Source organism: Aliivibrio fischeri, assembly GCF_009727955.1.
GTDB classification, from domain to species: Bacteria; Pseudomonadota; Gammaproteobacteria; order Enterobacterales; family Vibrionaceae; genus Aliivibrio; species Aliivibrio fischeri_A.
Genome location: NZ_WOBR01000003.1, coordinates 72,592 through 93,636, shown reverse-complemented (window position 1 = coordinate 93,636; position 21,045 = coordinate 72,592). Strand labels below are relative to the sequence as shown.

The following is a 21,045-nucleotide window of genomic DNA, read 5'->3' as shown; positions in this document are numbered from 1 at the left end:
CATGACAATTAAGCCACTGATTTTAGCTATTTCACTGCTTGGTCTTTCGATGAATACAGCGACTGCAAACACAGAGTTGTTGAAAGAGACAAAACAAGCAAGTCATGTACAAAAACAGCAGGATGCACAACGAGAGTCTGGTTTTAAACAAACAGAACAAAGCTTAAAAGCCCAAAGAAACGCATTGATTGCAGAGCGTAAAAAGCTGCAAAAAGAAAGCGATCAATTAAGTGCTACTTTCAGCAAAAATGAAAAAACACTAGCAACATTGGAGCAGCAGTTGCATTTAGAAACAGGCAGCTTAGGTGAATTGTTTGGTGTGGTAAGACAGACAGCAAAAGATTTGGATTCGGAGTTAAAAAGCTCGGTTTCAGGAGCGACGAATGTAGAACATCGTCAGTTAATTTCGGATATCGTTGCAGCTGAGTCTTTGCCTTCTATGACGCAATTAACGGGGTTATGGCAAACCATGGCTCAGCAAATTAATGCAAGTTCTGAATTAGAATTAACGACGGTAACCATGATTAATGGCTCTGGTCATCGCCAATCGATCAATGCTTATCGCTTAGGTAATATGGCATTGGTTGGTGATGATGGTTTTTTGCAATGGGACAATAAAAAGCAAGTAGCGACTTACTATGCTCAACAGCCAAAACTGATTCCTACAACAACTATCTTATCTGAGATGTCAAACAAACACGTCATCATGATGGCAAGTGATCCTTCACGTGGCATCATGCTAGAGCAATTAGCTAATACGCCAACAATGAAAGAGCGTCTTCAAGCGGGTGGTGTGGTTGGTAAAATCATTATTGGTTTATTACTGATTGGATTGATTATTTCATTATTTAATGGCGTGAGATTGTTTGTTATTCGCCAACAAATTAGAAAGCAATTAAAGCAACCACAAGAGCTTGGTCAAAACCCACTAGGCCGTGTACTTGCCGTTTACGATGCAGAAAAACAACGTTCAGTTGAAGCATTAGAACTGCGTTTATTAGAAACCATTGTTGATGAACAGCAAGGGCTAGAAAAAGGGTTGTCTATGCTTAAACTATTAGCTGCTTTGGCTCCAATGTTAGGGCTTTTAGGTACGGTTACCGGCATGATCGAAACATTCCAAGTGATTACGCAGTTTGGTAATGGTGATCCAAAAGTGATGGCGGGGGGTATTTCGATGGCACTTGTTACTACGGTTTTAGGTTTAGTTGCGGCAATGCCACTATTACTTACGCATAATATTTTAAGCTCACAAGCAGAAAGTATTCGTACTATTCTTGAAAAACAAGGGCTAGGGTTAGTTGCTGAACAAGCTGAAAAAGTAGTGCAACCTAACGCAATGGATATGGCAGCGTAATGACGGCTTTTCTTTCACATTTTATGGCTCAAGGCGGCCCCATTTTATGGTGGTTGGCTGCTGTAGTTGCCTTGTGTTGGTTGTTGGTTATCGAGCGAATATTTTTCATATCGTTTAGTTTTCCAATACAGCGAAAACGATGGGTTGAGCAATGGCAGCAACGCAGTGATCATGAGTCTTGGTATGCCAAAACCATTAGAGATGGGTGGATCAGTGAAGCTCATCTACAACTAAATCAATATTTGAATTTCATCAAGGTGTTAGTGGCAATATGCCCTATGTTAGGTTTGTTAGGTACGGTTACTGGAATGATATCGGTATTTGATGTAATGGCAAATCAAGGAAGCAGCCAACCTAAATTAATGGCATCAGGGATTTCATTAGCAACATTACCGACTATGGCTGGAATGGTTGCAGCCTTGGCGGGGATGTTTGTTCATGCTCGTCTCGCTAAAATTTGTCGTCGTAAAGAACACCAATTAGAAAAAGCATTAAGGAGTCAGTCATGAGACTTGGCCGTCGTTCTTCACATCAAGAAGAAGCACAAATTGATCTAACATCCATGCTAGATATCGTATTTATCATGTTGATCTTTTTTATTGTAACGAGTTCATTTGTGCGCGAATCTGGCGTAGAGGTTAATCGTCCTCAAGCCAGTAATGTATCAAGCCAAAAAGACGCGGGTATATTTGTGGCTATCACTGCATCAAATGATATTTTTATTGATAAACGCATGGTAGATGCAGAGCGAGTGCAAGCAACTTTAGAGCATTTATTACTTGAACAGCCAGAAGCATCATTAGTTATTCAAGCGGATGAACATGCGTATAACGGTACGGTTATTAAAGTGATGGATGCAGCGAAAGGTGCTGGTGTTAAAGGTATCGCTTTAGCTGCGGAGAAAGGCTAATGTGGCGTTTATTTTTAGCTATGCCAATCGCAATATCCATGACGTTTGGCATATTCACATTCATGGCTTGGATGGTAGATAACGGCATTCAAGATAAGCCAGAAAGCAGTGAAACGGTTCGTTTTGATATGGTGATGGCTGAGCAAGAACAAGATGTACAGCGTCGCCAACGCCGTGTGCCAGAAAAGCCAGATACGCCGGAACCTCCGCCACAAGCGACCCCAATGGCCGCTCAAACTCAAACGTCAATGGTTACACCCCAAAGTTCAATGCCACTGATTGAGTTAGATTCAAGTATTTCTGGCTTAGCCATTAGTGCGCCAAATTTTTCGGACTTTACGGGTAATCAGCAAGCGATGCCATTGTATCGTGTTGAACCTCGTTACCCTTCTAAAGCGATGAAAAGAGGGGCTGAGGGCTTTGTTGTGATGTCGTTTACGATTGATGAACAAGGACGCCCTATAGATGTAAAAGTAACGGACGCAAAACCTCGTAGAATGTTTGAAAGAGAAGCGGTTAAGGCATTGAAAAAATGGAAATATCAGCCAAAAGTGATTGATGGTAAAACCATTGCTCAAATCGGACAAACCGTGAAATTGGAGTTTACGTTAGCAAAATGATGAAATTTATCGCCCCTCTTTTTGGTGTTATTTTGATGTTCAGTGGGGTTGCTCAAGCGCAACAACTAACTCAATATAATGCGGCAAAAGTACAGCGCGCAATTCAATTGCAGCAACAAGATAAAATAGTGGATGCTATTGATATTCTTTCTAAACTAACGCCATCACAGGCTTATGATAAAGCCTATGTACAGCGAATGTTAGGTGTTTTTCATTGGCAAAATGGGAACAGTAAAGCGGCGGTAAAATACCTTTCAACCGCTGTCAGCAGCCAACAATTAGTTGATGAACAAGCGTGGGTAACACAGCGAATGCTGGCAGATCTGCTATTAACTGAGCAACGATTTAAAGAGGCATTACCTCATTATTACCAATTAACCAAAACCGTACCCGAAAATCAAAAAATAGGGGATTTATGGTTTCGAATTGCTCAAACACATTATCAAATATCACAATGGGATAAGGTGCTATCTGCATTAAATATGCACCAAAAAGTAGTGAAAATTGATAAAAAACAAGATAAACGACAAGTATTAGTTTTAAAGCTTGGTGCACAATTACAACGTAAGTATTGGAAATCAGCGATACCAACATTAACTGCTCTGATTGAATTAGAACCTGAGCAAGCAGGGTGGTGGCAGCAATTATCAAGTATTCAACTGCAATTGAATCAACCAAGCAATGCGTTGGATACCTTGGTGTTAGCACAGCGTCAAGGCATTGTGTTAAGTCAATCTGAATTGAAAATATTAGCGCAGTTATATGCACAGCGTGGCATTCCTGAAAAAGCGGCGCAAGTGATGGCGCAATTAGCGGATTATGAAACGGATAAAGACATAATAATTACACAAGCAACTTACTGGCAGGCCGCAAAAGAGTGGGATAAAGCGATTGCGGTTTGGCAAAAAGCAGCACAATTTGATGGCCAATATTATTGGCAAGTTGCTCAGCTTCAGATTCAAGAAGGGTATTATCAACAAGGGCTAAAAAGTTTAGATAAAGTAAAGGATTACAATAAAACTGATGATGTGGCGTTAGCTAAAACTCGCGCTTACTATAAGTTAAATCAACTGGAATTAGCGCTTGTTAATGCCAAAAGAGCTAATGAGTTTAAACCATCTAATGAAGCAAAAGGGTGGATACAATATTTGTCTCAAATGAGGCAGATTAAAGGTTAATCCACTTAATAAAAAAAGCAGCGTTCAACGCTGCTTTTTTATTATAACCATTAATGAATATTGTTTAATGCAGTGAATTTGAATTGTGAATATTTGAAGGAGTCTGTGTTTCATTCCAAGCCACACTTGCCATTAATTTAACGTGATTTTCAATTAATGTGTTAGCTTCGATATTCCATGTGGGTTGATCATGTTGCTGGTTACAGAACTCTAAACTTAATACAGTAATGTGCTGTAGTCGTTTAATGCACCAATCTTTGATCTCGATATCTGCTGCAGAGCTAAAAGCGACCATTTCTAATTTTGAGCTGATGTATTGTAATGTTTGAAATGCTTTTGCAGTATTATGATACTTAGCGTGCTCAAAAACTCGTAGGCATCCATCTAGCCAACAAGCAATCGCTTTACTTCGGTCATCGGTTAATTCTGGCCCCCAAATAGATGTTGGTGCCGAATAAACCAATTGCTCAAGTGAATCAAGCGACTTATCGTGTTTTGTCTGATACCAGTTTGAAATGGAAGCTAGCCACGAAGTTAATGTCATTTTATCGCCTCATTTTATCTGCATCTACAAAGTAGTCTGGTCTACTTTTATACAAATTGCCAAGTTAATATCAATCGTAGTCAATAACAGCTCATTCCACCGAAAAACTGTCTCACTTTTGATTTTTGATATTCGAAAGATAAATTAGAGTATTGACTTTAATTTTGTCTCATTTTTGGTATGGTTGGGATAAGGACAAATTTGAATGGATTCAAAATCAATACAATAACTATAAATAAGGAATGCTGTATGAACAAATTAACAGCGCTACTCGTATTTTGCTTGATGACTCCTGCTATGGCTGCAGCACAAGATGATGTGTCTAAGCGTGCTTTGGCACAAGAGTTAAGCCGTGCTTTTCCACAATTAGAAAACAATTTAAAAAGTACCATTAATCAGTATCAAATGAGTGCATCATTATCTGATTTATCAACTCAAACTAAACCTCAACCACAAGTTCGCACTTTTATGGCTGCAATGACAACAGCCAATAAAACTGAGATCCAAGCTCGTGGTTTAGAAAAATATACTGATGAATTGCTTGAATTGCGCTTAGCTGATCCAAGTATGTTAGCTCGTTGGCAAGCCGGTCAAAGTCCATTATTTGCCTTTGAGCCAGAAGGGGCAGAGAGCGAATGGCAATACATCGAAGCTTATGATATCGATGGTAATCTTCATTATTTAGATGTTTACGATGTTCCTGAGCAACCTGTATTAGTGGTTGATACTAATAACCGTGAAGAGCTGAAAGCTGGTTTAGCATTAATGCGTGATGAGTTTAAAGCGCTGCAATCTAGTGAACCAAGTGAAAAAGCGAAGCCGGCCCCTTATGCGATGTTAAGAGCTGCTGCGGAACCAACTGAAATTAATACCACCATCTTAAAGAAAATTCAGTTAAAAGATGATCATGAACCTTGGATCTCTGGTAAGGCTGAAATATACGCAATTGTATCTGGCGTCAGTCCTTCAAGAGACGAACCAACGATTGATGTGATTGAAATGCCTTACTTGGATTATGCTGAGCAATCATATCCAGCTAATCAGATCATGGTTTTTTGGGATCGCTACCGTTGGGGTGCCGCTGATATTATTCTAATGGAACAAGATGATAAAACAGATTATAAGCAGTTAGCACAAACGATCTTAAAAGCTGCTAGTGATTTTTTAGCTACAATTCCTGATAAGGAAGCGCAAGCGTATTTGATTATTCCTCAAATGACGAGTGCAATTATCGCGTTACTTCCTGATGATTTATTCGTTAACGATGACGATTTTGTTGATGTATTTTATACCATTATGAAAGATACAGAATACACGGAACACTCAGGCGCTGGAAACAACGCAACTGCAGATTTTGCACCGTTAATTATTCAAAAAACTCAATAGTATATTACTTTAATAAGAGTGACTTAAAGGCTTAGTTCTTTAAGTCACTTATTTAATATCCAAACCCTGTCATCCCATTTAGTACAATATTGTTGTAACTTACCACTCCCACTATTTCTCCGTGTCTGAGCACTGGAGCACGACTGATTCCAAAACGCTCAAATAGCTGAGCACAATATTTTATGTTCATATCGGGTGAGACAGAAAGTACGGGTTTTGTCATGATTTCATAAATATTGGTTCTCTCTGTTGAACGGTTTTGCATGAGCACTTTTTTGGCAATATCACTTAATAATACGATTCCGTATTCATCATTATCATGTCGTTTTTTGATAATGAGTTCTTTGACTTGTTTCTGTTTAGCTAATACGATCCCTTCGGCGACTGTCATTAATCCATCAACCACAACGTAAGTATTGGACATAACGTTTTCGACTTTTATTCTATTCATGACTTTTCTACTACAACTTTAATTAATATTGCACCTTGATGAATAATTTCCAGCGTATTCTCAAGATCAATTAGTAATGTATATAGTATTTCAAATTTATGTCGTTTTTATGTCATTCGCTTGGCGTTTATTTTAAAAGTGGTTAGTTATTCATAAAAAATGATAGAGATAATCAAACTAAGTGTTTGTTCTATAAATTGAAGGGAATTAGGCATATAGGATATGAACTAAATTTCAGATGCTATCCCCCCAGTTCTAGTAGGTATTTATAATCGTTCTAAACCAATTTTGAGGCAGTAATTGATGAATAAATATGACTTAGAAAAGCAAGTGCTAGTGAAAGTGATGAAAAAAGACCTTGAATTAGCATTGGTAGCCAAAGATATTAGCAAGGCTGATATCATACGTATGTTGAGTTATTTTATTAAAAAAACAGAAGCCTTGAGTGAATAAATTTTAAGTAAAAGCTAATTGAACCTCCCCCTATCAATTAGCTTTTTTTTGTTATTCTGATACTTGTATTTTTCGTACTTGATACCCAAAACCTAATGCGCTGTATGCTAATAAAGAATATCCGAGTAATTCCGTCCCTTCTTCAGCAAGATTTTTAACTGTTCGAATGTACTGCCCTTGTAGCAGGGTTTGCCATAAGTGGTTCATACCAACTAAGCGAGAAAAAACGAGAACTACAACCAATGCACAACTCATAGTGTAAAAATAACGGCTATCAAAGAATTTTGCTGATGTAGAGAGTAGGCCTTGTTTATCTTTTAGAGCAAAGAAGATACACACAAAGGTGACGACAAGTGCAGGTACAAGCCAAAAGCCATGATAAACTTTATCAAGTACACCATCACATTCTCTAATGAACATGCAACTGAAAAAACCGACGACTAAGATAGCAAATGAACGAGCTTTAGGATTTATTTTTGCTATGTAACTGAATGATAAGATAACAATTAAAAGTAAAAATTGTTGGTAATATTCAGTCAGTGATTGCTCACTTACCCCATCTTTTAATGTGATAATGTCAGTACGAATAACAAGATAAGCAATGGCAACAACGACGCATTGAATAAAGAATTGAAGCAGTCCTCTTTGGATCATTTTGATCTCTTTGGACTTTGAGTAGGAAAAAAGCATAACAGCCTCTCAAATAACAAACGGTTTGTTAGTATAAGAGGCTATAAGGCGTAGATATGTAGCTATTTATAAAAAATAGGATTCCATAACGACAGGCTGCTATACCTTATATGTGTAATTAAGCGTAATTCATAATATAAAACAATGAGGTAGTTGAAATTATCACCCAAAGTGTCACACCAAAAATAAGTGGTTTTGCGCCAGCCGCTTTAATCTTTTCGATTGAAATACCGCATCCAATAAAGAATAAACATAAAACCAACAGTTTTTTCGATATATCAAAAATACCATTATAAATTAAATCAAATTGCGGCAAGTTATCGCTTATCAGTATGGCTAAACAATAAAAAACAATGAAGTAAGGAATAGTAATTTTCTTGCTATTGCTTCTAAATAATAACGCACTGATAAGAGCAACCGGAACAATCCATAAAGCACGAGCCAATTTTAATGTGGTGGCTGTTTTAAGTGCCACTTCACCATAAGCAGATGCAGCCCCTACAACAGAAGAAGTGTCATGGATAGCGATTGCCGCCCATGTACCGAAGGTATGTTGGCTTAATTCTAGTGCGTGACCAATAACGGGAAAGATGAAGAGTGCAATAGAATTAAGAACAAATACAGTAGCAAGAGCAAGGCCTGTTGACTCTTCATCTGCATTAATCGCTGGAGCGACAGCGGCAATCGCACTTCCGCCACAAATAGCGGTACCTGAAGCAATTAGGTGTCCTGTGACTTTATCTAATTTCATCTGTTTTGCTAATAGCCAACCTAAAATTAGAGTACCCGTAATAGTGGCTAAAATAATACCGATGCCATTTGATGTCGCTTCAATGGCTTCATTAAGTTGAATGCCAAACCCTAGCCCAACGATAGAGTAAGCCAATAGTTTTTTGGTGACTTTGCCAAGAGCAAAAGTGGTTGGAACGAATCCGAAACTGGCAAGAGCAAAGCCCATAACTAATGCGGTAGGAGAGCTAATCCAAGGCGTAAGAGTCAGTAGTGCTGCGATATAAAAAGGAGAGTAGTGTAATAAGTGTTGTTTATTAAAAGTCATACGATTTATCTTTAGACATAGATTGCTGCACGATATCACTTTTTATTTATTTAGTAAGTTTAATTAATCCATATCTTACGTTAATAAATCCTTAACGATAGTATGGGTTTTACTAAACGTTTCTATTTAAGTTAATTACTCTGGATTTGTCAAAAAATGCAACAAACTTAAGAGCCTTATGCTCTTATAAATTAATGGTTATTCGGTATACTTTTTAAACAACATAAAAATATAAATAACGTCAGATAGAAAGAACCTTTGATTGGGGATACACCATTATTTACCGCTTGTTTTGTACTGTCTCTCACTTAAATACGTCACTACAGCACTATGATCAGAACCAGAAAATTGACTTAACACTTCACGTTTACAAATGAAGAGTGAAGGTGATTCTGTGTTTCTTATCCAAAGATGGTCTATCGCAATTCGAGAGAAAGAAGGTATTGGGAGTCCTTTTATCTCTCGTGGCCAGCTCTGTAATGGGGCTGTGTGGTAATCTTGATAAGCGTCTGTAAATCGTCTTGTATTTGCAGATAAATTAAAGTCACCGATGATAAGAGTATCCGCATAAGGTGAATAGTCAGATAATCGTTCTAAACTACCTATTAAGGCGTTTCTTTCATGCCAAAGTTGTTCTGATCTTGGTGATGGAGGATGAGCTGTATATAAGCTAACAGGACGATGTTTACTGCTCTGCCAAACGCCACTTATCATGTAATGTCCCGCCGGTGTGTTTTGAGCTTTCAGATTTAATGGTTGTTTGCTGATGATCATTTGTCCACTTGGGTAACCTAGCCCCGGAGTTCCACCAAATTGATATGGATACTTATCGATTAATTCCATAAATTGGTCACCATGCCATGGTGCAGTTTCTTGTAATACGACCAAATCGATCTCGCTTTTTTCTAAGTAATCTAAAAATGGTGTGAGGTTAGGGTTGGTGTAATACAGGTTATATTGAACAATGGTTAAAGGGTCTACACATTGACCATTGCTGTAGCTTGAAGGGGGAGACAGCATAAACCATATGCAAGATAATAAAAGTGCTAACCCTGAAAAAGCATAATAGTGAAGAAAAGCAAAAATAACGCTGAGCCCAATATAGTAGGTAACTAAAATACTTGGTATGCCTGTTATGTTTTCAAGCCACCAGAGGTTGGATGGCTCAAAAGACATGCCCCAGATAGCAGAGGGCAGTAGTAAAATGAATACCAATATAATTAAATTTGATGGACGCTTTAGCATTCAACACTCATCCGTAAGTGATTGTCATTAATACTAAGTATGGTATATAAACTTGAGTTGTGTTGAATGTATATTAATTTTCTTAAAACATAGGGTAATGAATAGGTGAGTAACCTTGTTTCATTGCATCTACCATTTTAAGCATTGTTGGTAAGGCGTGTTTAAAAAAATGTTCATAACCTTCGCACAAAACATTATGGTTTTCACCATTATTTATTTTATCTACTCTATTTTTAGGGCAACCACCATTACACAAGGGTTTAAAATCACAACGAAGGCACTTTTGATTCAGTGAGTCGTATTTATTTTGCCCAAATAGCATTTGCTCTGGTGAGTTAACCATCTGTGCTAAAGAGGCATTATTATCATTGATATTACCTATTTTATAGTTGCTATAGGCGTAATGGTCACAACTAAAAACGTCACCGTTAGATTCTATCATCAATTGTTGGCCGCAAGTTTCTGCATGATGACACATTTGGCTTTGATGACCCATTAAGATCATTAAACAGTTTTCAAAAAATTGAACGTAAATCTTACCAATATCGTTTGCAGCCCATTCATCAAAAACATTGCATAAGAACTCACCCCATTGCTTACCTGTTAAAGTCCAATCGTAATCAAAGCGACGATCCATTTCGTGATCAATACATGGCTGAAATTGTAGATAAGTGCTGCCATTCTCTTTTAAAAATCGATAAATAGCTTTGCCATGCTTATAGCTTTTATTATTAATAACCGTAAGTGTATTAAATTCAACGTTTTGTTGCTTTAAGTGTTGTATGCCACGCATGGTTCGCTCAAAAGAGGAGTTGCCTGATTTATCAATCCGAGCAATATCATTAATCAGTTGTGGTCCATCGATACTGATCCCGACCATAAAATTATGTTGGGCAAAGAAAGCTGCCCAGCGTTCATTAATGAGGGTGCCATTAGTTTGAATTGTATTTTGGATTGGAGTTGCAGATTTATGTATTTGTTGAAGCTCTATCGCTGTTTGATAAAAGGCTAACCCTTTCATCATAGGTTCTCCACCATGCCAAATAAAATCAATAACAGGTATTTGAGCTGGTTGAGATTGAATATGATTAGAAACCAGTTTCTCTAATGTTTCTGCGTCCATTCCTGGTTTGTTTTTGTCTTCATTTTTCAGGTAATAGCAGTAATGACAATCTAGGTTGCATCTCGCACTTTCAGCTTTAATAAATAAGCCATATGGTGTTGAAGTAGCTGCTAACTGTTTTGTCATTATTGTTCCTCATTAAATGATCATTACTGACACTTATTAATTTAATGAATTCCTCTTATATAGTCGAATTGCATTTTTAAATAGAGGGTATTCATTCTTTCAATTGTTCTTCTTTATTGTGAGTCGATAGTCTAAAAGTGTATTTTTAATAGAGGTTTGAATGATGAAAAAAGCATTGATGACTACGGTTATTGCAAGCAGCATTTTAAGTAGCTCTTGTGTGTTTGCAGCTCAATTAACACCGGTGAACCCCCAAGAAGAGTTAGCTTATAATTTAGGACTTCAAGCCTTTATTTATGGAGCCGGCCCTTTAACTGTTGCTCAAGTAAGGGCTGCTTCAACTAATGTTGATGCCCCTATGGATAATGGGGCTGCACCATTAAATATGATGGGAAAAACACTTAAGTTAGCAGGGCCAGAAGATAGAGTTGTCCCAACGGTGAATAACGATAGCCTGTATTCTCAATCTCATATTAATTTGAATGACACTGGGCCACTAGTGATTGAAGTTCCACCAACGGATAATCGTTATTTTATTGTGCAACTGCTTGATGATTACTCAGAAGCGGTAGGAAATTTAATTAAAGAAAACGTCGGTAAAAATGGTGGAAAATATCTTTTAGTAAATAAAGGGTGGAAAGGACTTGAGGGCGGAATTCCTGATGGGATTGATGGCATTATAGAATCAAGAACACCGCTAGTTTGGTATATTCAACGCACAAGTGTCTTTGGTGATAAAGATCTGCCTACTGCTTTAAAAGTTCATGATGGATTTATCAATTACCCATTATCAGAATTAGGACAAGCGCACCAACCCGTTAAATTAACTCACGCTAAAACGGGGATTTCACGATTAGCGCCACCAAAAGGATTGGAATGGTTTAAATTGATTGATAGCGAGCTGCGTGCAAACCCGATAGTAGGCGATGCGGCAATGGTTGATCAATTTAAGTACATTGGCATTGGTGGTGATAAGCCATTTAATGCTGACGATTTAACGGCAGATCAGAAAAAAGGTTTACTGCGAGCATTAAATGCGGCACCACAAATTATTCAATACGCAAGTCGTGATTTAGGCGTTAAAAATAACGGTTGGGCGATGATGTACGAAGGCGGACGCTATGGTAATGATTACCTTAGTCGCGCCAGTATTAACTTCCGCGCTGCCGGTTTAAATACTAAAGAGCGTGCACTGTATCCAAATCGCTATACTGATTCTAACGATCAGCAATTGTCAGGAAAAAACAAGTACCGCATGACCATGCCTGCTGACGCACCTGCAAAAGAGTTTTGGTCATTAACTATGTATGATGCGAAGCACTTATTTATGGTGCCAAACAGCATTGATCGTTACTCAGTATCGACGAATAGAAAAGATGAACTTATTTATAATAAAGATGGGTCATTAACGGTATGTATTCAGAATAATAAGCCTACAGATTCGAACTGTAATTGGCTTCCAGCGCCAAAAGATGATTTTTATTTACATATGCGTTTGTACGAACCAACTCAAGCCGTATTAGATAATGCTTACAAGCTTCCGCAAGTGGTTAAGCAATAAATCACTATTTTAGATTTAAGAGTACCTTGTGTTTAAGGTGCTCTTTTTTGTTAGCTATAAGGGTTAATTATGAAAACTTCTTATTCTTTAACTTTTTTAGGTTCTGCTTTATTGCTTGCTTTTCAAGCTAATGCTGCTGGAACGTTAGTACAAGAAATGAGCAAAATGACAGTAAGTACTGCGGGAGCCGGTAGTGCTGTGTTAGCTGAAAATGCTTCTGTTGCTTATTCCAACCCTGCAGGTATGAGTTATATTGAGGGGGATGCGTTAAGTGTTAATGCTGCAGTAATGAATTTAGGCATTTATTACCATGATGCTAGTGATTCTAGTAAAGACAGCGATAACGCTGGCGGTGTTCAACCCTATGGCTCTTTATATTATGTGCATCAGTTGAATGATGATATTCATTTGGGAATGAGTGTTTCAGCACAAGGAGGAAGCGCACTAGATTATGGAACATCTTATGCTGGCGCACGTAATTTAAATGATCTTCGTTTATCTGTTATACAGCTTAATCCTAGTATTTCTTATCAAATTAATCAGCAGATATCGATTGGTGCGGGACTTCAAATTGATTATGCAAGCTTTGAAGAAACCTTACTATATGGACAAGGTAGTATTGAAACTGACAGTTGGGCACTTGGTTATAATCTGGGGTTAATGTATCAACTTGATGAGTATAATCGGTTCGGTATATCGTATCGTTCTCGGATGAATCATGATTTGAGTGGCTCATTTTCTAGTGAAGCGATGACAGTTTCTATTCCTATTCCGGGTCCAATTCCAGGAGCCGTTGATAAAAATATTCCAGCCATGTCTGGTGAAGCTGGATTAAATGTTTTAAATCCTCGTCAAATTGAAGTATCTGGTTTGCATCAACTGACTAATCCATTGAGTTTGGTATGGAGTTTGGGTTTTGAACAATGGAGCGATAATGATTCCACAATGATTTCTATTAATAATGGTAATCGTATATCACAAATAGAACGTAACTTTGATGATATATGGAGTGCGGCATTAGGAGCTCGTTATCAATTAACACCGCGTTTGCGTTTAGAATCTGGTATTGGCTATGCGACCTCTCCATTAGATAGTTCTGAATATCAAGGGGCGGATTTGCCTGTTGATACTCAGCACCGATATAGTATGGGAGCAACGTATCAATGGAGTAAAGATATCAGTTTAACTTCGTATTACAGCTATGTTGATTATGGTGAACCAGAAATTAATAATAATGGTATGAATGGTCAATTTGATAACGCGAATCAATTTTTCGGTGTAACTATTAATATGATGTTTAAGTAATTAACGTCGTAGTTATTAACTAAATAAATGAAAAAACAGTAAACCATAAGTTTATCTTCAGTAAATCTTAAGTTTGATGTGTGACACTCGTCTCATTCTTAAGGTACTGAAGGTATGCTTGTTTTGTCTAATCTGATCTCAAAAATTAAAAACCATAAAATATCGATGAATATGGTGTCACTTATTACGATAGTTTCACTTTATTTTGCTGTGGTTTTTAACTATCCAATCAATGAAAAAATTTACCAACTGTCGCAAGGACAAGAGGTTTTTCTCTTTTTAACGCCAGCACTGCTTACATGTGCTTTTATTATTATCTTCTCTTTTATTGCTTTTCCTTATGTGTTTAAAGGTATTGTCGTTGTATTGACCATAACGTCTGCTATGGCTTTTTATGCGGCTCTTCAATATAACACTATGTTTGATTACGCAATGATAGAAAACATTTTTGAAACCAATGTAGATGAAGCCTCATCGTATTTAAGCTCGGCATCCATTGGTTACTTAATTGTATTTGGACTTATTCCATCAATTTTATTATTGAAAGTGAATATTGTGCGTCATGCCTCTTGGTTAAAAGAGCTTTTTCATCGAGCAATACTAATGAGTGTTGCGATTGTTGGTTTACTTTTAATCTCGGTTTTTTATTTTAAAGACTATGCATCGATAGGACGTAATAATTCATACTTAAATAAAATGATTAACCCCGCTGATGCATTTAATACCGTTAAATACATTAAAAACGAATACCTTACTGCACCTTTAGAGTACATCACGATTGGAGAAGACGCCGTTGTTACTCCTGCTAAAAATGGCAAACCAACGTTAATGGTTATTTTAGTTGGCGAAACGGCTCGTGCACAGAATAGTGCTTATAACGGTTATGAAAGAGAAACCAACCCATATACAAAAGATCTTGGGTTGATTACCTTCCAGAATGTGACCTCTTGTGGAACTGCAACGGCACACTCATTACCTTGTATGTTCTCTAATATGACACGAACTAGTTACAATAAAGATCGTGCGAATAACCAAGATAATGCATTAGACGTATTAACCCACGCAGGTGTGAAAGCGGTATGGATTGATAACGATGGTGGTGATAAGGCAGTAGCAAAAAATATTGAAAAAGAGATGATTACGGATCATTCAGAATCCAACTTATGTAATGGTTCGAGCTGCTATGATGAAATTTTATTAAAAGGGTTGGATAAACGAATTGCAGAGACACAAGGTAACCAAGTGTATGCTCTGCATATGATCGGAAGTCATGGTCCTACCTACTGGAAGCGTTATCCAAAAGAGATGGCAGTGTTTGGCCCTGCATGTAACCGCAGTGACATTGAGAATTGCAGTGATGCAGAAATAACGAATGTATATGATAATACCTTGGTTTATACCGATTATGTTATTGCTCAAACGGTTAAAAAATTACAAAGTTATTCAGATAAATACAATGTAGTTATGCTTTATATTTCTGATCATGGTGAGTCATTAGGAGAGAATGGACTTTACCTTCATGGTGCACCTTATATGATGGCGCCTAAAGAGCAAACTCATGTGCCATGGTATATCTGGATGAGCGATGATTACGCAAATCAAAAAGGCATTGATAAAGCGGTGGTAATCGATAATTCTGCAACGAGTGATTATTCACATGATAATTTATTCCATACTATTTTGGGCTTATATGGCGTAACGACAAAAGCCAAAGATAATGCGTTAGATATTATGGCAAATTAATTAAAACAGGCTTACATAGAATAGAAATAGGTTAATCATGAGAATGGTTAGCCTATTTTTGTTATTATCTGCTTATAAAAATATAAGGTGATAAGAACGATGAAGATATTGTTGATTGAAGATTCAGAACATTTACGCCGAAGCCTGATCGTCGGATTAAGTAACTTAGGGTTTACTGTGGATGAAACAGGTGATGGTTCGAAAGGGTTATCAATGGCGATTACTAATGATTATGACTTTATTATTTTAGATCTTATGTTACCTAATGTGGATGGCATTACTCTTCTTAAAAGCATCCGTAAAATGGGTAATGATGTTAAAGTGATTATCTTATCTGCAAAATCACAGCCAGAAGACCGTGTTGAAGGCTTGATGTCTGGCGCCGATGATTATCTCGTAAAACCTTTCTCTTTTGATGAGCTCCATGCTCGAATACTAACCGTAGGAAGAAGAGGGCAGGTGAAAAATAACGATGACGATATAAATATTGGTTTATTTAAACTTGATCTTGCAAAGAAAACCTTAGGATTTGACGCTAAGCTTATTGATTTAACTAAAAACGAATACAAAATCATTGAATGTTTATTCTTATCTAAAAATCAGGTAATGACCACTGAAAATATCAGTGACTATGTGGTTGGATCGTTTGACTCGTTATCAAAAAATACCATTGAATCGCATCTGTCTTCTGTACGTAAAAAAGTGAAAGCCCTAGGTGGAGAGTTGCCAGTTAAGAATAAAAGAGGGTTTGGTTATTACGTGGAAAAAGACGCATGTACTCAATAAAAGATCGATTAGTTAACGCTTTAACCGTGATCATTGGCATCATTTTGTTAGTCGTGTTTTTGTCACTGGATTTTATTTTGGACGCATGGGTTGATCAGCAGTTTGATGATGCCTTAGTCGAGAAATCAAATTATTTTAAATCCTTGGTTGAAGTGGAAAGTGATGGCATTGAGTTTGAATATCATAACGGTTTTATGCCTCAATTCGAACGTAAAGAAGATGCACAATATTTTCAGATTTGGCTAGATGAACAAACTTTTGCGAAATCTCAATCTTTGTCTTATTACGAGAATATCGATCTTGATTATCGTGATGTAGCGACACATGACAGCCGTATCTTTACGATAAAATTACCTGATGGCAGTATGGGAAAGGCTATATCTTCACGCTTTCAGCCTCAATTATCACATGATGTGAAACCTGAAGATGTTACTTATATTGGCTCAATGTATTTAACGCTTGCGATATCTAATCAGCGTGTTTCGAACATATTGTTATTTGCTGACTTAGGACTTTTGTTTGTATTTGTTACTGCGATTTTTGGTGTGAGAACCGTGGTAATAAAAGTGGTGGATAGAGAGTTAGACTCGCTTTATATACTCAATAGAGAAATATCAGAACTGGATGCGAATGCTGAGCAGATAAAAGAAAACCCAAAAGAGAGTAAAGAAATAGCACCCATTCGCAAAGAATTGAATCGATATATTGAATTAAATATTCAAAATATGGCTAATGAAAAACGTCTCTCATCTGATATTGCTCATGAGCTTAAAACGCCGATTGCAGAGATAATTAGTCTTAGTGAAATGAACATTCGCTTTCCCGATGATGTAAGAATTTCGGCGACATATAAAGAAGATGTGCTATCGATTGCCAGCAATATGAAGAATATCGTGAATCAGTTGATGGCGCTAAATCAAAGTTCTTCGAGTCATTATCATATTGAAAAAAGTGATGTTGATATCCGAGACCTTGCTAAAGAAATCAGTATTGATTTGGAGTTTAAATACCCTGATGCAGAGAAGCGTTTAACGTTTATTTCGACTTTGTCTTCACCTGTTATTTATGTTGACCGCTTTAGCCTAGAAACCGTCGTTAAAAACTTATTAGATAATGCGTTATTTTATAGTGAAGAAGGTTCTGAAATTGTGGCTTCAATTGATAATTACGATACGGCTCATTTTGTGCTAAAAGTGCAAAATAGAACGGTAACAAAACTGACAGCAGAGCATCTTGAGAACTTGTTTAAACCTCTTTATCAAGTAGATAAATCAAGAACGCATACAGGAAGACACGGATTAGGGTTGTCGATAGTAAAGAATATCGCTTATGTAAATAACTATGAATTGTCTGTTGATTATACTGACGAACAAGTGATTACGTTTAGTGTCATTATTCCGAAAGGGGAATAAGTTAAAATAGAAAACAAAAGAGGAGCGATAAACGCTCCTTTTTTATTGATGGCCAGAAAATGAAATTTATTTCACTGAATTATCAGACATTCCAATACCACCTGATTTTTGGCGTGGTGGGAAAGCTTTCAATGATTTTTTATATTCGCCAATTTTTTTCTGTAGCGTAGGAACGATCCAAGAGCGTTCTTTCATCCATAAGAACCAACCATTAGTATCAACGCTTCGCTCCCATGGATCCGCTTTAATGTCTAAGATAATACCAAGAGGCCATGCTTTTGCTGGTTCTGTCCATTCAGTTTTAGTTTTTAAATGCACTTTCCAATTGTCTACGCGGATAGCATTTAAATCTTGTTCATTGTAATAGAAGAATTCATGACGCTTACTTGGGCCTTTTTTAGTTAGCATGCCCATTTGGTTATAGCCATCTAAATGAGCCTTGTATTTTGTTCCATTAATTTCTTTACCTTTGAGTAGGTCTTGCTTGATTTTAGTATCACCTGTCGCAGCGGCCATTAAGGTTGGAACCCAATCTTCTGATGTCATAAATCCATCGGTATATTCACCTTCAGGTATATGCCCAGGCCAACTGATCAGCATAGGTACTCGGAATGCACCATCCCATGTCGTTCCTTTTTGACCACGGAAAGCAGCTGTACCAGCCATTGGCCAGTGATCAAGGTTAATACCGTTATCAGACGTAAACATGATGATGGTATTATCTGTCTCACCCAAAGCATCTAATTTATTTAGTAATACACCTATTTGGTCATCTAACTCTTTTAACGCATCAAAATATTCGGTGTGACCACTGACTCCTAAATATTCATCTTTTACGTGTATTTGTTGATGCATACGTGATGGATTAAACCACAAGAAAAAAGGCTTATCTGGTGTTTGTGCTTCATGCTTTTCTAACCATTGTGTTGTGAACTCAACGTATTCATCATCAATAGTTTTCATTCGCTCAGAGCCAAGAGGACCTTTATCTTCGATACGCTGCTTACCAATTTCTCCCCAACGAGGTTGTACGGTTTTGTCGTAGTTCTCTGTGGCGAAGCTGTGAAGCATATTTCGTGGACGGCTAATAAAGTCAGGGTCTTTGGGGAAATTAGGTTGCTCTGGCATTTCCATTACATTTAAGTGATAAAGAAAGCCATAAAATTCATCAAAGCCATGAACCGTTGGTAAAAACTTATTTCGATCGCCAAGATGACTTTTACCAACATGTATAGTGTCGTAACCTTTTGCTTTTAGCATGTCAGCAAGAGTTGGGTCTTCTTTTTGTAAACCAATATTAGAGCCCGGTTGACCAACCGTTGTTAATCCCGTTCTAAATGGATATTGCCCTGTAATAAAGGCACTTCGTCCAGCAGTAGAGCTTCCTTGTGCATAATAATCACTTACCATCATGCCTCGTTTGGCTATACGATCAATGTTTGGTGTGTTAATTGCCCCTAATCCACGATGATAAGCAGAAATATCCATAGGGCTAACATCATCAACCATTATGGTAACTATGTTCGGTTGAGTTTGTGCTGCGTGAGTTCCAAATGAGGTAACGGCAAGAGCTAGTGCTGTTTTTGCTATCGTTTTCGTTTTCATATTTATTACCTTGCAGTAAAAATTTATTAATATGGTGCTGTTAATTTGTTGGTTGAATAGGTGGTACTGTCCATTTCATATCAAGGATTTCTTGAGATGGTATATAAAGACGAGTGATGGCATAAAAGTTACCTTTTGGTGTTGGTAACCAGTTTGCTAAGTCTTTAGTATTTGTTGGTTTTTTATTTGATAGAACAAGATCAAAAGAACCATCGCTGTTTTTTTGGATTGGGGTTTGATCATTAATGTTGAAACGATGAATATCATTAGCAATTAACATTTTTGTTTGGGCGTCATAAATGGTAATTGACCAAAAAGCAGCCACGGGTGGTTGGCTATCAAAATGTATGCTGTAATTTTTTTCACCAGAAAGAAATTGATTGTTTACGTCGGTATAAGCGATGGGATACATAGCTTCCTTTGCACCTTGGCCACCAAGATAAGGATGCGCCACTAGGGAGCGAAGTGCATTGTCATCACCAAATTGGTCTAAAACGAATGAATAAAACCAGCCGTCTTTTGTTTTTAAAGTGACAGGATTTGATGCTTGAACCGAAACTATTTTTTGACCGTCTTTAATGGCTTTTTCAAGTTGAACTTTCATTTTTGAAGTCAGCTTTGTTCGATCGAATCCATCTTTACTTAGACCAATTTTATTAAATTGACCTAATAAGGCTTGTTGACGTTCTGGAATAGGATTGGCTTTTATATAAGCCCCTAATTCTTCATAGAAGCGAAGTGGATCGTTCTGTTTTCCGATACGGGCGGGTAGAGGTTGGGATACGAAATCACTTGAATTGTGAGCGAGATATTTGCTTAGTGGCGTTAAAGTATATTTATTTTGGATATCATGGACATTCTGGTAATCCTTTTCACCAAATACTTGAGTTCGTCCCCATAACCATATTTTTGTAGTAGGAGCCTCTATAACGGTTAAGCCTGTTGGTATATCTCCAACCCAATTTGGTGGCACAATCATTAACTCTTGTGCATTTTCGCCTGTTTCTCTTGTCCCTACGTATTTAAAAAGGTTGTGCCACATATCAAATAAATTAATCACAAAGTAGCGATCTTTGACTGCTGGTGTTGATAATATGATCGGTTCATTGGATACATCGACAACAGCACTTGAATATAAGGTGTCACGATTAGCCGTTGGCATATCCGTGTCTAGATTCGTAGGAAGTCTGCGAGCATGCCCAAAGTGATTTAATGGAGCTCGATAGCTCGTATCATTTTGTGGTTGAGACATATCTGTATATTTTCGAGCTATTTGCTCCATGCGAACTAGAGTAGAACCCCACAAATACGCATTCGTCGCTAAAATATAACTTTCTTGATCAAGCCAGTTAGATGCTTGGTTTTCTTGAATTTGTTCTGTTGGAGATAAAAGGGGATGAGTTTCTTTCTCTTCAGCATTGATGCTTAAAGAACTCATTAAAAGGGTGGAAATGATTACGGTAGAAATACGTTTTTTAAACATAAATAACTCC

Annotated in this window: 20 protein-coding genes; 12 read left to right on the top strand and 8 right to left on the bottom strand. The window is 37.3% G+C overall.

Annotated elements, in window-relative coordinates:
- Position 1 precedes the first annotated feature (1 nt).
- Genes GNP81_RS02255 through GNP81_RS02235 form a run of 5 tightly spaced genes read left to right on the top strand, consistent with a single transcriptional unit; the run spans position 2 to position 4,065 of the window.
- Complete coding sequence (locus tag GNP81_RS02255) at positions 2–1,357, top strand: MotA/TolQ/ExbB proton channel family protein (RefSeq protein ID WP_155674083.1); 1,356 nt, start codon at positions 2–4, stop codon at positions 1,355–1,357.
- A complete protein-coding gene (locus GNP81_RS02250; protein ID WP_155670465.1) occupies positions 1,357–1,866 on the top strand; it encodes a MotA/TolQ/ExbB proton channel family protein in 510 nt (169 codons plus the stop codon). The genes GNP81_RS02255 and GNP81_RS02250 overlap by 1 nt, the downstream gene beginning before the upstream one ends.
- The gene (locus GNP81_RS02245) at positions 1,863–2,267 is read left to right on the top strand and encodes an ExbD/TolR family protein (protein ID WP_011263091.1); all 405 of its coding nucleotides are present in this window, start codon (positions 1,863–1,865) and stop codon (positions 2,265–2,267) included. The genes GNP81_RS02250 and GNP81_RS02245 overlap by 4 nt, the downstream gene beginning before the upstream one ends.
- Entirely contained in the window at positions 2,267–2,887 is a 621-nt protein-coding gene (locus GNP81_RS02240; RefSeq protein WP_155674082.1) for an energy transducer TonB, read from the top strand. The genes GNP81_RS02245 and GNP81_RS02240 overlap by 1 nt, the downstream gene beginning before the upstream one ends.
- Complete coding sequence (locus GNP81_RS02235) at positions 2,884–4,065, top strand: tetratricopeptide repeat protein (RefSeq protein WP_155674081.1); 1,182 nt, start codon at positions 2,884–2,886, stop codon at positions 4,063–4,065. The genes GNP81_RS02240 and GNP81_RS02235 overlap by 4 nt, the downstream gene beginning before the upstream one ends.
- Positions 4,066–4,129: 64 nt before the next feature.
- Here the strand turns inward: GNP81_RS02235 and GNP81_RS02230 are convergent, their stop codons facing one another.
- Complete coding sequence (locus tag GNP81_RS02230) at positions 4,130–4,609, bottom strand: transcriptional regulator (RefSeq protein ID WP_155674080.1); 480 nt, start codon at positions 4,607–4,609, stop codon at positions 4,130–4,132.
- A gap of 249 nt (positions 4,610–4,858) precedes the next feature.
- On the opposite strand from GNP81_RS02230, the gene GNP81_RS02225 reads away from it, so the two are divergent.
- A complete protein-coding gene (locus tag GNP81_RS02225) occupies positions 4,859–5,995 on the top strand; it encodes a DUF3103 domain-containing protein (RefSeq protein ID WP_155670473.1) in 1,137 nt (378 codons plus the stop codon).
- Between the two features lie 52 nt (positions 5,996–6,047).
- On the opposite strand, the gene GNP81_RS02220 is transcribed toward GNP81_RS02225, so the two are convergent.
- Positions 6,048–6,446: a CBS domain-containing protein gene (locus tag GNP81_RS02220; protein ID WP_155663827.1), complete on the bottom strand. Its 399-nt coding sequence runs from the start codon at positions 6,444–6,446 to the stop codon at positions 6,048–6,050.
- 303 nt (positions 6,447–6,749) lie between these two features.
- Here GNP81_RS02220 and GNP81_RS02215 point away from each other — a divergent pair, with 303 nt between their 5' ends.
- Entirely contained in the window at positions 6,750–6,899 is a 150-nt protein-coding gene (locus GNP81_RS02215; RefSeq protein ID WP_005422027.1) for a hypothetical protein, read from the top strand.
- 51 nt (positions 6,900–6,950) lie between these two features.
- On the opposite strand, the gene GNP81_RS02210 is transcribed toward GNP81_RS02215, so the two are convergent.
- The 4 genes from GNP81_RS02210 to GNP81_RS02195 all read right to left on the bottom strand — a co-directional run bounded on the left by GNP81_RS02210 (position 6,951) and on the right by GNP81_RS02195 (position 11,140).
- Positions 6,951–7,553, bottom strand: coding sequence for a hypothetical protein (locus GNP81_RS02210; protein ID WP_005422035.1), 603 nt, complete (start codon positions 7,551–7,553; stop codon positions 6,951–6,953).
- 154 nt (positions 7,554–7,707) lie between these two features.
- Positions 7,708–8,646, bottom strand: a complete 939-nt coding sequence (locus tag GNP81_RS02205; protein WP_155670475.1) for a YeiH family protein — start codon at positions 8,644–8,646, stop codon at positions 7,708–7,710.
- A 276-nt stretch (positions 8,647–8,922) separates the two neighbouring features.
- On the bottom strand, positions 8,923–9,891 hold the full coding sequence (locus tag GNP81_RS02200) for an endonuclease/exonuclease/phosphatase family protein (protein ID WP_155674079.1): 969 nt from the start codon (positions 9,889–9,891) through the stop codon (positions 8,923–8,925).
- Positions 9,892–9,973: 82 nt separating this feature from the next.
- Positions 9,974–11,140, bottom strand: coding sequence for an anaerobic sulfatase maturase (locus GNP81_RS02195; RefSeq protein WP_155670479.1), 1,167 nt, complete (start codon positions 11,138–11,140; stop codon positions 9,974–9,976).
- Positions 11,141–11,303: 163 nt separating this feature from the next.
- Here GNP81_RS02195 and GNP81_RS02190 point away from each other — a divergent pair, with 163 nt between their 5' ends.
- The 5 genes from GNP81_RS02190 (at position 11,304) to GNP81_RS02170 (ending at position 17,947) form a co-directional block, all read left to right on the top strand.
- Complete coding sequence (locus GNP81_RS02190; RefSeq protein WP_196587393.1) at positions 11,304–12,701, top strand: DUF1254 domain-containing protein; 1,398 nt, start codon at positions 11,304–11,306, stop codon at positions 12,699–12,701.
- Between the two features lie 69 nt (positions 12,702–12,770).
- Positions 12,771–14,006 carry an OmpP1/FadL family transporter gene (locus GNP81_RS02185; RefSeq protein WP_155674078.1) on the top strand — a complete coding sequence of 412 codons (1,236 nt, stop codon included), beginning with the start codon at positions 12,771–12,773 and terminating at the stop codon, positions 14,004–14,006.
- Between the two features lie 114 nt (positions 14,007–14,120).
- The gene (locus tag GNP81_RS02180) at positions 14,121–15,749 is read left to right on the top strand and encodes a phosphoethanolamine transferase (protein WP_155674077.1); all 1,629 of its coding nucleotides are present in this window, start codon (positions 14,121–14,123) and stop codon (positions 15,747–15,749) included.
- Positions 15,750–15,848: 99 nt separating this feature from the next.
- Positions 15,849–16,535, top strand: coding sequence for a response regulator transcription factor (locus GNP81_RS02175; protein WP_155674076.1), 687 nt, complete (start codon positions 15,849–15,851; stop codon positions 16,533–16,535).
- Positions 16,523–17,947, top strand: a complete 1,425-nt coding sequence (locus GNP81_RS02170) for a sensor histidine kinase (RefSeq protein ID WP_155674075.1) — start codon at positions 16,523–16,525, stop codon at positions 17,945–17,947. The genes GNP81_RS02175 and GNP81_RS02170 overlap by 13 nt, the downstream gene beginning before the upstream one ends.
- 66 nt (positions 17,948–18,013) lie before the next feature.
- Here GNP81_RS02170 and GNP81_RS02165 read toward each other — a convergent pair whose 3' ends face one another.
- Together GNP81_RS02165 and GNP81_RS02160 are read right to left on the bottom strand one after the other, a co-directional pair.
- On the bottom strand, positions 18,014–19,552 hold the full coding sequence (locus tag GNP81_RS02165) for a sulfatase-like hydrolase/transferase (RefSeq protein WP_155674074.1): 1,539 nt from the start codon (positions 19,550–19,552) through the stop codon (positions 18,014–18,016).
- Between the two features lie 40 nt (positions 19,553–19,592).
- Positions 19,593–21,035 carry a DUF1254 domain-containing protein gene (locus GNP81_RS02160; protein ID WP_155670491.1) on the bottom strand — a complete coding sequence of 481 codons (1,443 nt, stop codon included), beginning with the start codon at positions 21,033–21,035 and terminating at the stop codon, positions 19,593–19,595.
- Positions 21,036–21,045 lie beyond the last annotated feature (10 nt).